Origin of the sequence: Actinomadura sp. J1-007, assembly GCF_009793335.1 — a bacterium.
In the GTDB taxonomy this organism is placed as follows: domain Bacteria; phylum Actinomycetota; class Actinomycetes; order Streptosporangiales; family Streptosporangiaceae; genus Spirillospora; species Spirillospora yumaensis.
Genome location: NZ_WING01000001.1, coordinates 1,626,953 through 1,640,438 on the forward strand (window position 1 = coordinate 1,626,953; position 13,486 = coordinate 1,640,438).

7 protein-coding genes and 2 pseudogenes are annotated in these 13,486 nt (G+C 74.0%); 4 read left to right on the forward strand and 5 right to left on the reverse strand.

What is annotated here, in order from left to right; all coding sequences use genetic code 11:
• Position 1 precedes the first annotated feature (1 nt).
• The 3 genes from GEV43_RS07360 to GEV43_RS07370 form a co-directional block, all read right to left on the reverse strand.
• Positions 2 to 385: a DUF6113 family protein gene (locus GEV43_RS07360; RefSeq protein WP_160820031.1), complete on the reverse strand. Its 384-nt coding sequence runs from the start codon at positions 383 to 385 to the stop codon at positions 2 to 4.
• A gap of 186 nt (positions 386 to 571) precedes the next feature.
• Complete coding sequence (gene mshB / locus GEV43_RS07365; protein WP_160820032.1) at positions 572 to 1,477, reverse strand: N-acetyl-1-D-myo-inositol-2-amino-2-deoxy-alpha-D-glucopyranoside deacetylase; 906 nt, start codon at positions 1,475 to 1,477, stop codon at positions 572 to 574.
• Between the two features lie 77 nt (positions 1,478 to 1,554).
• Complete coding sequence (locus GEV43_RS07370) at positions 1,555 to 2,994, reverse strand: serine/threonine-protein kinase (protein WP_160820033.1); 1,440 nt, start codon at positions 2,992 to 2,994, stop codon at positions 1,555 to 1,557.
• Between the two features lie 199 nt (positions 2,995 to 3,193).
• Here GEV43_RS07370 and GEV43_RS07375 point away from each other — a divergent pair.
• Positions 3,194 to 5,279: pseudogene (locus GEV43_RS07375) on the forward strand (prolyl oligopeptidase family serine peptidase).
• A gap of 81 nt (positions 5,280 to 5,360) precedes the next feature.
• Here the strand turns inward: GEV43_RS07375 and GEV43_RS07380 are convergent.
• Together GEV43_RS07380 and GEV43_RS07385 are read right to left on the reverse strand one after the other, a co-directional pair.
• Entirely contained in the window at positions 5,361 to 7,115 is a 1,755-nt protein-coding gene (locus GEV43_RS07380) for an ABC transporter ATP-binding protein (RefSeq protein WP_160820034.1), read from the reverse strand.
• A 148-nt stretch (positions 7,116 to 7,263) separates the two neighbouring features.
• Positions 7,264 to 8,961: an ABC transporter ATP-binding protein gene (locus GEV43_RS07385; protein WP_160820035.1), complete on the reverse strand. Its 1,698-nt coding sequence runs from the start codon at positions 8,959 to 8,961 to the stop codon at positions 7,264 to 7,266.
• A gap of 393 nt (positions 8,962 to 9,354) precedes the next feature.
• On the opposite strand from GEV43_RS07385, the gene GEV43_RS07390 reads away from it, so the two are divergent.
• The 3 genes and pseudogenes from GEV43_RS07390 to GEV43_RS07400 all read left to right on the forward strand — a co-directional run bounded on the left by GEV43_RS07390 (position 9,355) and on the right by GEV43_RS07400 (position 13,484).
• On the forward strand, positions 9,355 to 10,578 hold the full coding sequence (locus tag GEV43_RS07390; protein ID WP_309239508.1) for a SpoIIE family protein phosphatase: 1,224 nt from the start codon (positions 9,355 to 9,357) through the stop codon (positions 10,576 to 10,578).
• A 277-nt stretch (positions 10,579 to 10,855) separates the two neighbouring features.
• On the forward strand, positions 10,856 to 11,545 hold the full coding sequence (locus GEV43_RS07395) for a succinate dehydrogenase cytochrome b subunit (RefSeq protein ID WP_160820037.1): 690 nt from the start codon (positions 10,856 to 10,858) through the stop codon (positions 11,543 to 11,545).
• Positions 11,546 to 11,547: 2 nt separating this feature from the next.
• Positions 11,548 to 13,484 (forward strand): annotated as a pseudogene (locus tag GEV43_RS07400) (fumarate reductase/succinate dehydrogenase flavoprotein subunit).
• Positions 13,485 to 13,486 lie beyond the last annotated feature (2 nt).

Consider the following 13,486-nt stretch of genomic DNA (forward strand, 5'->3'; position numbering starts at 1 on the left):
GCTACCCGCGGCTACGGCCCGCCCCGACCGTCAGCCACTCGCCCGGCGGGCGGTTGGACGGCACCCGCGACACCGCGAGCACGGCCGCGACCAGCCCGCCGATGATGTAGACGTACCCGGCCGCCGTGCCCGGGACGACCAGGTCGCCCTCGGGCCGCTGCATCGACAGCACCATCACGACCACGCCCCACACCACCGCGGGGACCGCCGCGCCGAGCCGTCCGGCCATGCCCCATCCGGCCAGCCGCACCATCGCGAACACCAGCAGCACGAGCAGGACCGCCGCGACCGGCACGTCGCCGGTGGACCAGTTGAGGGCGAACGATCCGAGCAGCCCCACGACGCCGCCGAGCAGCCCGAGCGCCGCGTACGCCGCGCCGGCCACGAACGCCTCGAACGGCCCCTCCCCGCGGGCGCCGCGGCGGTCGCGCCCGCGGTCGCGCCGGCGTCCGCCGAGTCGCCGGCCGCGGCGCCCTTCGCCGGGGCGTCCTCGGCGGGAGCCTGCTTCGCGAGGGCCGCCTTCGGCGGGGTGTCGTCGTCCTTGTCCACGAAGGTCAGCGTATCCAGGCGTTCAGGCGGGCGTGTCCGGCAGCCCGGCGAACAGGTCGTTCTCGCGGCGGCCGGGCCCCGCCGGGGCCGCCTCGCCCGTCTGGAGGATGAAGTACTCCGTGCCGAACGCCTGCTGGCCGAGGTTGTTGGACAGCGCGAAGAACGGCCCGACCTGCTCGGGCGCCACCACGATCTGCGTGCGGTGCGCCCGCAGCGCGGCGAGCTTGGCCGGCAGGTACGGCCGGGCGTCCACGGCCGTCGTGACCTGCCCGTCCGGCACGCCGGAGCCGAGCTCGTCCAGCCCGGCGACGCGGGCGAACGGCAGCCGCGCCTCCCGCATCACGGCGATCGCGCGCGCCAGCACCGTGCGGGGCGTCGCGTAGGCGTAGAACTTCGCGGCCCGCCAGGGCTCGGCGCCGCCCGCGCCCTCGTAGGCCGGGTCGGCCGCCAGCTCGAACGCGCGGCGCGCGATCCGGTGCGCCTGGATGTGGTCGGGATGGCCGTAGTTGCCGCGCTCGTCGTAGGTGACGATCACCTGCGGGCGCACCTCCCGGACCACCTCGACCAGCGCCCCGGCGGCCTCGTCCACGTCCGCGCGCCAGAAGCAGCGCGGGTCGTCGTTGGTGGGCGCGCCCATCATGCCCGAGTCGCGCCACCGCCCGGCCCCGCCGAGGAACCGGTGGTCGCGGACGCCGAGCGCCGCGCACGCCTCGGCGAGCTCACCGATCCGGTACTCGCCGAGCCGGTCCTCCTTGTCGGAGGCCAGGTGCGCCAGCTCGGCGGGGATGATCTCGCCCTCCTCGCCGAGCGTGCACGTGACCAGGCAGACGTGGGCGCCCTCGGCTGCGTACTTGGCCATCACGGCCCCGGTCCCGATGGACTCGTCGTCCGGATGGGCGTGGACGAACAGGATCCGCGGCTCCTTCATAGACAGCGAGCCTACTAACGGACCGGACCGCGACGGTTGGCCGCCCTGCCCCCCCGTCCCGCCGAGCGAACCGTCGGTCAGTCCTCGGGGCGCTGGCCGCCTCCGCCGTTGCCGCCGCCACCGCCGCCGTTGTTGCCGCCGCCGTTGTTGCCGCCGCCGCCGGTGTCGGGCGGGCTGGAGCCCGGGTCGCCGGACGGGGTGTCCTTGGTCGGCGGGGGCGTGTGCCTGGTCGACGGCGGGGGCTCCGGCCGCTCGGACCGCGGTGTGCGGGTCCGCGTCGGGATGCTCGGCGGCTCGTTGGAGGGCTCCTCCTCCGAGGTCGAGGGCGTGTCGGTCGGGCTCTCGCTGTCGGACTCGCTCGTGGTGGGCGTGGTCGGCGCGTTCGGCGAGTCGCCGCCCGTGTTGGCCATCGCGATCCCGACCACGAGCGCCAGCACGGCGATCGCCGCGATCGCCGCGAAGATCGGCCACTTGGACTTGCGCTCCGGCTCGTACCCCCGGTGGCCGCCGCCACCGCCGCCGCGCCTCTGGTCGGCGTAGCCGGGCGCGGGCGGCAGCGCCCCCTCGTACTGCGCGGGCGACACCCGGCGCGTCGCCCCGACCGGCTGCGTGCCGTGCGCGGGCATCGCCTGGGTGCCGTGCGCCATGTGCTCGCCCTGCGACAGCAGCGCGGTCGCCTGCGCCGGGTCGTCCATGCGGGTCTGCGCCGCCTGGCCCGTGCCGCCGCCCATCATCGCGCTCATGAGCTGCTCGGCCTTCGGCCGCCGCTCCGGCTCCTTGACCAGGCACGCCGCGATCAGCCGCTGCATGTTCTCCGGGACGCCCTGGAGCGTCGGCGGCTCGTGCATCACCCGGTTGATCACCGCGACCACGGTGTCGTCGCCGAACGGCGGGCGGCCCGTCGCCGCGAACACCATCGTGGTCGCCCACGCCCACACGTCCACGGCCTCGGTGAGCGTCGCGCCCGCGACCTGCTCGGGCGCCATGTACGAGGGGGTGCCGATCGCCTTGGTCGCCGCCGTCTGCCCGGTGTCCAGGGCCCGCGCGATGCCGAAGTCGATCACCCGCGGCCCGTCCGGCGCCATGATCACGTTGTGCGGCTTGAAGTCGCGGTGCACGATCCCGGCCCGGTGGATCGCGACCAGCGCGGTCAGCGAGCCGATCGCGAGCCGGTCCAGCGTCGCCCCGGTGATCGGCCCCTGCTCGGTGACCTGCCGGTACAGCGACGGCCCCGGGACGTACTCGCTCGCGATGTACGGCTGGTCGCCGGCGACGTCGGCCTCCAGCACCTGCGCCGTGCAGAACCGCGCGACCTGCTTGGCCGCCTGCGCCTCGCGGACGAACCGGTTGCGCGCCGAGGCGTCCCCCGCGAGGTCGGCCCGCAGCAGCTTGATCGCGGCCTGGTTCCCGGAGGCGTCCACGCCCAGGTAGACGACGCCCTGGCCGCCCTCACCGAGCCGTTCGAGGATCTCGTACGACCCCAGCCGCCGGGGATCTCCCGGCTGCAGCTCCGGCATGGACACTCCTTAGCGCGGCGACAAGTCTTGGGGAAGCTTTGAGCTTACGCGAGCGCGCACCCGATCACCGGCCGTTCCCGGCCCCGGAGGCGATCCGGTCGATCAAGAGCCCGACCGGCGCGTCCCGGCCGCGACACCTTCCCCGAAGCCGCGCGCACGAACGGGAAGCATAGGCCCACCCCTGGCAGACTCGGCTTCCATGAGCATCAGCTATCCGCGGCAGAGCGCCCGTACCCGCCGGTTCACCCTTGGCGTCCCGCGCGCCTTCCAGATCGCGCCCGACGGCTCGCGGGTGGCCTTCCTGCGCACCAAGGCGGGCGACGACCCGGTCACCTGCCTGTGGACGCTGGACCCGGCGACCGGCGAGGAGCGCCTCGTCGCCGACCCCGGGGCGCTGGACGTGCCCGGCGAGGAGAACCTGCCCGCCGAGGAGCGCGCCCGCCGCGAGCGGGCCCGCGAGCAGGCCGGCGGCATCGTCGGCTACGCCGGGGACCGCGACCTGCGCAACGCCGCGTTCACCCTCGGCGGGCGGCTGTACGTCGCCGACCTGGAGACCGGGCGCGTCCGCGACCTGCCCGCGCGGGCGCCCGTCTTCGACCCGCGCCTCGACCCGCGGGACGCCGCGTCGCGTACGTGTCGGGCCGGACGCTCCGCGTGATCGACCTGCCGGACGGCGCGGACGACCGGGCGCTCGTCCAGCCCGAGACCGAGCAGATCTCCTACGGCCTCGCCGAGTTCATCGCGGCCGAGGAGATGGGCCGGATGCGCGGCCACTGGTGGTCGCCGGACGGCGGCACGCTGCTCGCCGCCCGGGTGGACGAGACGCCCGTGCTGCGCTGGCACATCGCCGACCCCGCCAACCCCGACCGCACCCCGGCCGAGGTCGCCTACCCCGCCGCCGGGACGCCCAACGCGATCGTGTCGCTCGTCCTGCTCAAGGTGGACGGCCGCCGCACCGCGATCGCCTGGGACAAGGGGGAGTTCCCGTACGTGGTGACCGCCGTGTGGGACAAGCACGGCCTGCTGATCGTCGTCCAGTCCCGCGACCAGCGCTCCCAGCGCGTCCTCAAGGTCGACCCGTCCAACGGCGAGACGGCCCTGCTGCACAACGCGCACGACGCGGTGTGGTCGGAGATCGTCCCCGGCCTCCCGGCCCGTACCGCCAAGGGCGACCTGGTCTGGTTCGTCGAGGACCGCGAGACCGACACCCGCCGGATCACCGTCGGCGGGGAGCCCGTCACCCCGGGCGGCCTCCAGGTCCGTTCGGTGCTCGGCGTGGAGGGCGACGCGATCCTGTTCACCGCGTCGGAGGAGCCGACCGAGGTGCACGTCTGGCACCACTCGCCGGAGGGCCTCACCCGCCTCACCGAGGGGCGCGGGGTGTTCGGCGGCGTACGGTCCGGCGACGTCACCGTGATCACCGGCTCCCGGCTCGACAGCGCGGGCGCCGCCGCCGAGGTGCGCGCGCCGTCCGGCGTCCACCCGGTCGCCTCCCTCGCCGAGACGCCCGTGATCACGCCGCGGGTGGAGCTGCTGAACGCCGGGGACCGCGAGATCCGCACCGCCGTGGTGCTGCCCACCGGCTGGGAGCCCGGCGACGGCCGGCTGCCCGTGCTGCTCGACCCGTACGGGGGCCGGGCGCCCAGCGGGTCCTGGCCGTCCAGCGCGCCTACTGCGAGGCGCAGTGGCTCGCCGACCAGGGGTTCGCCGTCGTGATCGGCGACGGCCGCGGCACGCCCGGCCGGGGCCCCGCGTGGGAGCGGGCCGTGCACCGCGACTTCGTCGAGCCCGTCCTCCAGGACCAGATCACCGCGCTGATGGAGGCGGCGCGCCTGCACCCGGCGGCGCTCGACCTCGACCGGGTCGGCATCCGCGGCTGGTCGTTCGGCGGCTGGCTCGCCGCCCTCGCCGTGCTGTGCCGCCCGGACGTGTTCCACGCGGGCGTCGCGGGCGCCCCGCCGACGGACTGGCGGCTGTACGACACCCACTACACCGAGCGCTACCTCGGCCACCCCGACGAGGAGCCGGAGGTCTATGACGCCAACTCGCTCATCGGCCTGGCCGGACGGCTGGAACGCCCGCTGCTGCTGATCCACGGCCTCGCCGACGACAACGTGGTGGCGGCCCACACCCTGCGGTTCTCGTCCGCGCTGGTGGCGCAGGGGCGCCCGCACACCGTGCTGCCGCTCTCCGGCGTCACCCACATGACGCCGCAGGAGGTCGTCGCCGAGAACCTCCTCGTCCTCCAGGTCGACTTCCTCAAGGCCAACCTCACCGACCGCTGAGGCGCGCCCCCGCGCCCCCGCGCCCCTGGCCCCGGCCGCGAACGTGCGGCCGGGGCCGGGGCCGACTCGCGGCCGGGGCGTTCAGCGGTCGGCCTGGGCCGGGGCGCCGGAGCCGTGCCAGGACGACCAGAGGGCGGCGTACGAGCCGTCCGCGGCGATCAGCTCGTCGTGGGTGCCGAGCTCGGTGATGCGGCCGTCCTCGACCACGGCGACGCGGTCGGCGTCGTGCGCGGTGTGCAGGCGGTGCGCGATCGCCACGACCGTGCGGCCGTCCAGGGCGGCGGCCAGGGACCGTTCGAGGCGGCGCGCGGCGCGCGGGTCGAGCAGCGACGTCGCCTCGTCCAGGACGAGGGTGTGCGGGTCGGCGAGGACGAGCCGGGCCAGCGCGAGCTGCTGCGCCTGCGCGGGCGACAGCGTCTCGCCGCCCGAGCCGACGACCGCGTCCAGCCCGGGGCCGTCCCAGTCGACGGCCTCCAGCACGGCGGCGATCGTTTCGTCGGACGCGCCGGCGCGGGCCATCACGAGGTTGTCGCGGAGCGTCCCCCGGAACACGTGGTGCTCCTGGGTGACCAGGGCGACGTGGCCGCGCAGCTCGTCCAGCGGCAGCCCGACCAGCGGCACGCGGCCGTCGCCCTCGCCGACCGTGATCTCGCCCGAGCCGGGGCCGTCCACCCCGGCGAGCAGGCGGCCGAGGGTGGACTTCCCGGCGCCGCTCGGCCCGACCACGGCGAGCCGCTCGCCGGGCCGCAGGTCGAGGTCCACGCCGTGCAGGACGTCCTTGCCCGGACGGTACGCGTAGCGGACGCCGCGGGCGGTGAGCCGTTCGCCCTCGGGACGGCGGCCGTTCGGCGCGCGATCGGGCGGGACCTCGCCGACGCCGAGCAGGCGGGCGAGCGACGCGCCGCCGAGCTGGAGCTCGTCCAGCCAGCTCAGCAGCATCTCGACCGGGCCGATGAGCTGCTGGACGTACAGCGTGGCGGCGGTCACCTGCGCCAGCGAGGCCATGCCGTGGGCGTAGAGGAACCCGCCCGCGAGCAGCGTCGCCGCGACCGGCAGCACGAAGCTGATCTCGATCACCGGGTACAGCACCGTGCGCAGGCCGAGCGTGTAGCGCTCGGCGGCGTAGCTGCCCGCGATGTCCCGGTCGCCGCGCCGGTGCCGCCGCTCCGCGAGCCCGAACGCCTCGACGGTGCGGGCGCCGCCCACGGTCTCGGCGAGGCCGTCGGTGAGCTCGGCCCACGCCGCGTTCTCGCGCAGGTAGCCGTCGCGGGCGCGGCGCAGGTACCAGCGCATCACGCCCCACAGCAGCGGTACGGCGACCAGGCACGGCAGCGCGACGAGCGGCCCGGTCACCACGAGCGCGCCGACGGTGAACCCGGTGACGACGAACGCGATCAGCGTCTCGGGCACCGCGTACCGGACGGAGGTGGCCAGCATGTCCACGTCGCGGGACGTCCGCGCGACGAGGTCGCCGGTGCCCGCCCGCTCGACGGTGGACAGCGGCAGCGCGAGGACCCGTTCGACGAACTCCTCGCGCAGCTCGGCGAGGACGCGCTCGCCGAGCCGCGCCGACAGGTAGTAGGCGTAGCGGGTCAGCACGCCCTGCGCGATCACGAACGCGGCGATGGCGAGGCCGACCGAGTCGATGTGCGCGGTGCCGTCGCGGACGCCCTCGACCAGGTCGCCGAGCAGGCGCGGCGTGACGAGGCCGGTCAGGGCCGCCATCGCGTGCAGCCCGAGCGCCCCCGCGAGGGCGCGCGGATGCCGCAGCGTCAGCCGCCGCGCGTAGGCGCGCACCTGCGCGGCCGACGCCACCGGCAGGATCTCCGTGCTCACTGCTCCCCCACCTCGTCATGCCGGCCATCCGGCCATCCGGCCATCCGGCCGTACCCGGTCGTACGGTTCGTTCGTGTGTTCGTGCGTTCGTGCGTGCGGTCGTGCCGGTCGCGCGGTGGGCGGTGGCGCCGCCGGGGCCGGGACGCCGTCAGGGCTGGGCCGCCGCCTCGCCGCGGGTGACGACCGCCGCGTAGCGGGACTCGGCGTCCAGCAGGTCGCGGTGCGCGCCCTCGGCGACGACCCGGCCGTCCGCCACGAACGCGACGTGGTCGGCGCGGTCGAGGACGAGCGGGCTGGTCGTGCAGACCACCGTCGTCCGGCCCCGCCTGGCGGGCCCGAGCCGGCCCGCGATGCGGGCCTCGGTGTGCGCGTCCACCGCGCTCGTCGGCTCGACCAGGACCAGCACCTCCGGGTCGGCGGCGAGGGCCCGCGCGAGGCGCAGCCGCTGCCGCTGCCCGCCGGAGAACTCGCGGCCCGCCTCGGCGACGTGGGCGTCCGCGCCGACGGAGGCGACGATGTCCTCGGCGCACGCCGTGCGGAGCGCGCCGGCCATGGTCTCGCCGTCGGCCCCGCCCGGCGGCGCGAGCGACGCGGTGAGCGGGCCGGAGAACAGCCGGTCCTCGTTGACCGCGACGAGCACCCTGCGCCGCACGTCCGCGACGTCGCGCAGGGGCACGCCGCCGAAGTCGACGTCACCGTCGGCGTAGCGGCCGAGCCGGTCGGCGATCGCCTGGGCGTCGCGCGGGTCGGCGGCGGCGATCGCGGTGAGCCGTCCGGGCCGTACGACCAGCCCGGACTCCAGGTCCACGAGCGGCGCGGGGCCATCCGGACGGGCCGTGCCGGTCTCGGGCAGCTCGGGCTCGATGTCCAGCAGCCGCACCACCCGGCCCGCCGACACGTGCGCCTTGGTGATCTTCCCGGCGGCCTCCCCGAACGTCTTCAGCGGGCCGATCAGGAACACCGCGTACGCGTAGAACGACACGAGCTGGCCGACCGTGATCGCGCCGTCCGCCGCGAACCGCGCCCCGACCCACGTCACCACGGCGACCAGCAGGCCGGGCAGCAGCACCTCGGCGCCGCTCAGCAGCGACTCGGCCCGCGCGGTCGCGACGCCCGCGCGCCGCACCCGCTGCGACTCGGCCCGGTAGCGGTCGGCGAACAGCCGCTCGCCGCCGACGCCGCGCAGCACCCGCAGCCCGGTGACCAGGTCGGTCGCGTGCGTGTTGAGCTCGCCGACCAGCTCGCGGTGGCGCTCCTCGCGCCGGTGGTACGGGCGCAGCAGCGGGGCGGCGGCCAGCAGGATCAGCGGGACGCCGACCAGCACGACCAGGCCGAGCTGCGGCGAGGTGTAGAGCATGATCCCCGCGACGGCCACGACGGCGACGACCGCGCCCGACCCGCGCGAGACGATGTCGAGGGCGTCGCCGATGTGGGCGACGTCGGAGATCCCGACGCTGACCACCTCGCCCGCGCTCAGCCGCTTCGGCAGCGTCCCGCCGAGGCGGGTGGACTGCCGGGTGACGACCTGCACGGTGCGGTACGCGGCGGACAGCCAGTTGTAGACGGCGAGCCGGTGCCGCGTCACGCCGCTCACCGTCTGCACCGCGCCGAGGCCGAGCAGCACCGCGGACCAGGCGGCGAGCGCGCCGGTGTCCTTGGCCGCCACCCCCTGGTCGATGGCGCGGCCGATCACGGCGGGCATCAGCGCCTGGCTGAGCATCCAGAGCACGCCGAGGCCGGCGCCGGCCGCGACGCTGCGCGCCTGGGCGCGCGTCAGCCAGGCCAGGTACCGTGTCGGGGATCGATGGTCCGGCCTCCCGGGATCTTTGACCGGCAGCGACTTCACGGCCGAAGGTTATGCAGGCGCCGCTGAGAATCTCGACCGATTTTTCGCGGCGCGCCCGCCCGCGCCGAAGCGGTGATCTTGGCCGGGCGGCGGCCCGCCGAGCGCGGGCCGGGAACGTTCCGGACCCCCGTCGCGCAACCTGGACGGCCGCTGGACGCACCCTCCCGACCCGCTCAGAGGATGATCGCGGGGATGCGTGACCGCGATCGGAGGCGCTAGGGTCGGGAGCGTACGGAGCGAAGTTCCGATGCTCCAGGAGCCGGGACCCAGGCGGCTAGGCAGATGCCGCTGCCCCGGCGCGGTCCGGCCTTTCCGCCCCGCGTTCGCGCGGGAATACCCGGGACGGCACGGTCGTTGCCAGTGCCGCCACCCAGCCGACAGTCCGGAAGCTTTGTGAGCGCTACCAGTTACCAGACCAACGCCCTCTCCCATGCGGTCGAGGACAGGATCGACCTGCTCCTCATCGACGACGACCCGTCCGACGTGTTCCTCGTCGAGAAGATGCTCGCCGACAGCGGCCTGGACATCGCGATGACCGTCGCGGAGGGGCTGGACGCCGCGCGGCGGAGGCTGACGCGCCGTACCCAGTGCATCATCGTCGACCTCTCGGCGCCCGAGGCCGACCGGCTCGCCGGGCTGCGCGAGGTCCTCGCCATGTCCGGGCGGGCCGCGGTGATCGTCCTGACCGGCCTGGACGACACCCAGCTCGGGGTGCGGGCGGTCGCGCTCGGCGCCGAGGACTACCTGGTCAAGCAGGAGGTGGACGGGCCGCTGCTGGCCCGCGCCATCCGCTACGCGATCGAGCGCAAGCACGCCGAGGAGACCGAGCGCCGCCTCGTCGAGGCCCGCATCCTCGGCCGCGAGAACGCCCGGCTCGAACGCGGCCTGCTGCCCGTCCCGATCATCGACGACCCGACGCTGCGGCACGACGCCCGCTACCGGCCCGGACGGCGGCGGGCGCTGCTCGGCGGCGACTTCTACGACACCGTGCAGACCGAGGGCGGCGCGGTCCACATGATGATCGGCGACGTGTCCGGGCACGGGCCGGACGAGGCCGCGCTCGGCGTCCAGCTCCGCATGGCGTGGCGCACGCTGGTGCTGGCCGGGCACACCGGCGAGCAGCTCCTCGGCACCCTGGACACCGTGCTCGGGCACGAGCGGCGCAGCGAGGAGATCTTCACCACGCTCTGCATGATCACCATCGCGCCGTCCATGCGGACGGCGCGGATGCACCTGGCCGGGCACCCCGCGCCGCTGCTGTTCCGCGAGGGCGACGGGCCGGACGGCCGGCAGGTGAACGCGCTCCCCGAGTACGCGCACGGGCCCGCGCTCGGGCTCGTTCCCGGCGCCGAGTGGCCGACCACCGAGATCGACCTCGGCGAGTCGTGGGGCCTGATGCTCTACACCGACGGGCTGATCGAGGGCCGCATCGGCGCGGGCTCGGCCCGCCTCGGCACCGACGGCCTGGTCGGGCTGGCGCGGCGGGCGCGCGCCCGCGGCACCGCCGGGCGCGCCCTGATCGACGACCTGGTCACCGAGGTCGAGCACCTCAACGGCGACGCGCTCACCGACGACCTCGCGGTGGTCCTGCTCTCCCGGCGCCCGGCGGAGGTCTGACGCTCCGTTCCGGGGTCTCTGCGCCCACCCCGGATCGGGGTCGGCGGGGATGGATGGGAGACTTCTGGAAGGGCCCTGACCGGGCGTTCCTGACCCGGTCCTGTGCCCTGGATCACCCGAAGCGCGAGTTCCCGATCATGCTGTGAACTCCCTCACCTCCAGCCCCTGACTCGTCGGACGCAAAGGGCCCCGCTGCACGGTTCATAGCCTGCGGCTATCGCAACGAGTGCCGCCATGACTTGGCGCTCTCGTCCCAGGCGGACGTACGGTCCGCGATGTGGCTATAGCGATACCTGCGATCTACCGATCGACCGTCGGCAAGAAGGCCGTCATGGCCGTGACCGGCGGCATCCTCGTGCTGTACCTGGTCGCGCACATGATCGGGAACCTGAAGATCTTCCTCGGCGAGGACGACTTCAACCACTACGCGCACTGGCTGCGCACGATGGGCGAGCCCGCGGTGCCGTACCGGACGGTGCTGACGGTCATCGAGGTCGTGCTGGGCGTCTCGGTCGTCCTGCACATGTGGTCGGCGGTGTCGCTGGCCCGCCGGGCCCGCGCCGCGCGGCCGGTGAAGTACCAGTCGAAGAAGAAGTCGCACGCGCAGGGCTACGCCACGCACACCATGCGGTACGGCGGGATCATCATCGCGCTCTACGTGGTCTGGCACCTGCTGGACCTGACGTTCTACGTGGTGAACCCGAAGGGCTCGGACGCCAGCCCGTACGACCGGATGGTCGCCGACTTCGACCCGTCCCGCTGGTACATCACGGTCTGGTACGTCGTGGCGCTGCTGCTGGTCGGCCTGCACCTGCACCACGGCATCTGGAGCGCGTTCCAGACGCTCGGCCTGCGCAGCAAGCGCAGCGAGGGCCTCCTGCGGGGGCTGGCCCTGGCGGTCGCCGTGGTCATCACCGCGGGCTTCATCTCCGTGCCCGTCTCCATCACCTTCGGATGGGTGAGCTGAACATGAGCGACAGCTTCTACAAGTCCGGCGAGCCGATCGCCGACGAGAAGGCCCCCAAGGGACCGATCGAGGACCGCTGGACCACGCGCAAGTTCGAGGCCAAGCTCGTCAACCCGGCCAACAAGCGCAAGAAGAAGATCATCATCATCGGGACCGGCCTGGCGGGCGGCTCGGCCGGCGCGACGCTCGGCGAGGCCGGCTACCACGTCCAGCAGTTCTGCTTCCAGGACAGCCCGCGCCGCGCCCACTCGATCGCCGCGCAGGGCGGCATCAACGCCGCCAAGAACTACCGCAACGACGGCGACAGCGTGTACCGCCTGTTCTACGACACGGTGAAGGGCGGCGACTTCCGCGCCCGCGAGTCGAACGTGCACCGCCTCGCCGAGATCTCCACCCAGATCATCGACCAGTGCGTCGCGCAGGGCGTCCCGTTCGCCCGCGAGTACGGCGGCCTGCTCGACAACCGCTCGTTCGGCGGCACCCAGGTCTCCCGCACGTTCTACGCCCGCGGCCAGACGGGGCAGCAGCTCCTGCTCGGCGCGTACCAGGCCCTGATGCGGCAGGTCGAGCTCGGCAACGTCGAGCTGTACGCGCGGCACGAGATGCTCGACCTGATCATGGAGGACGGGCGGGCCCGCGGCGTCGTCGTCCGCGACCTGCTGAACGGCGAGATCAAGCACTACACCGCCGACGCGGTCGTGCTCGCCTCCGGCGGCTACGGCAACGTGTACTTCCTGTCCACCAACGCGATGGGCTCGAACGTCACCGCGTCGTGGCGGGCCCACAAGCACGGGGCGTACTTCGCCAACCCCTGCTACACCCAGATCCACCCGACCTGCATCCCGGTCAGCGGCGACCACCAGTCGAAGCTGACGCTGATGTCGGAGTCGCTGCGCAACGACGGCCGCGTGTGGGTGCCGGTGAAGGCCGGCGACACCCGCAAGCCGTACGACATCCCCGAGGACGAGCGCGACTACTACCTGGAGCGCATCTACCCCTCGTTCGGCAACCTGGTCCCCGCGACATCGCCTCCCGCGCCGCCAAGAACGTCTGCGACGAGGGCCGCGGCGTCGGCCCCGGCGGGCTCGGCGTCTACCTCGACTTCGCCGACGCGATCGAGCGGCTCGGCCTGAAGGCCGTCGAGGCCAAGTACGGCAACCTCTTCGAGATGTACGAGCGGATCACGGGCGAGGACCCGTACAAGGTCCCGATGCGCATCTACCCCGCCGTCCACTACACGATGGGCGGGCTGTGGGTCGACTACGACCTCCAGTCCAACGTCCCGGGCCTGTTCGTGATCGGCGAGGCGAACTTCTCCGACCACGGCGCGAACCGGCTCGGCGCGTCCGCGCTGATGCAGGGCCTCGCCGACGGCTACTTCGTCCTGCCGAACACCATCGGCGACTACATCGCCCGCACCGACCTCGCCCCCGTCCAGGACGCCTCGGTCGCCGAGGCCGAGGAGCGGGTGCGGTCCCAGATCGACCGGTTCCTGTCGATCGACGGCGACCGCTCCGTCGACTCGTTCCACCGCGAACTCGGCCACATCATGTGGGAGTACTGCGGCATGGAACGTACCGAGGAGGGGCTGCGCAAGGCCCTGGAGCTGATCCCGGCCCTCCGCGCGGAGTTCTGGACGCGGGTCAAGGTCACCGGCAAGGGCGAGGAGCTCAACCAGCAGCTGGAGAAGGCCGGCCGCGTCGCCGACTTCTTCGAGCTGGCCGAGCTCATGGTGATCGACGCGCTGCACCGCACCGAGTCCTGCGGCGGCCACTTCCGGGCCGAGAGCCAGGACGAGGACGGCGAGGCCAAGCGCGACGACGCCAACTTCGCCTACGCCGCCGCGTGGGAGTGGGCCGGGGAAGGCGAGCAGCCCGTCCTCCACAAGGAGGCCCTGGAGTTCGAATACGTCCACCCGACTCAGAGGTCGTACAAGTAATC

Coding starts and splice junctions, on each gene's coding strand:
- mshB (WP_160820032.1), bottom strand. CDS start 1,477: ATGAAGGAGCCGCGGATCCTGTTCGTCCACGCCCATCCGGACGACGAG.
- GEV43_RS07370 (WP_160820033.1), bottom strand. CDS start 2,994: ATGCCGGAGCTGCAGCCGGGAGATCCCCGGCGGCTGGGGTCGTACGAG.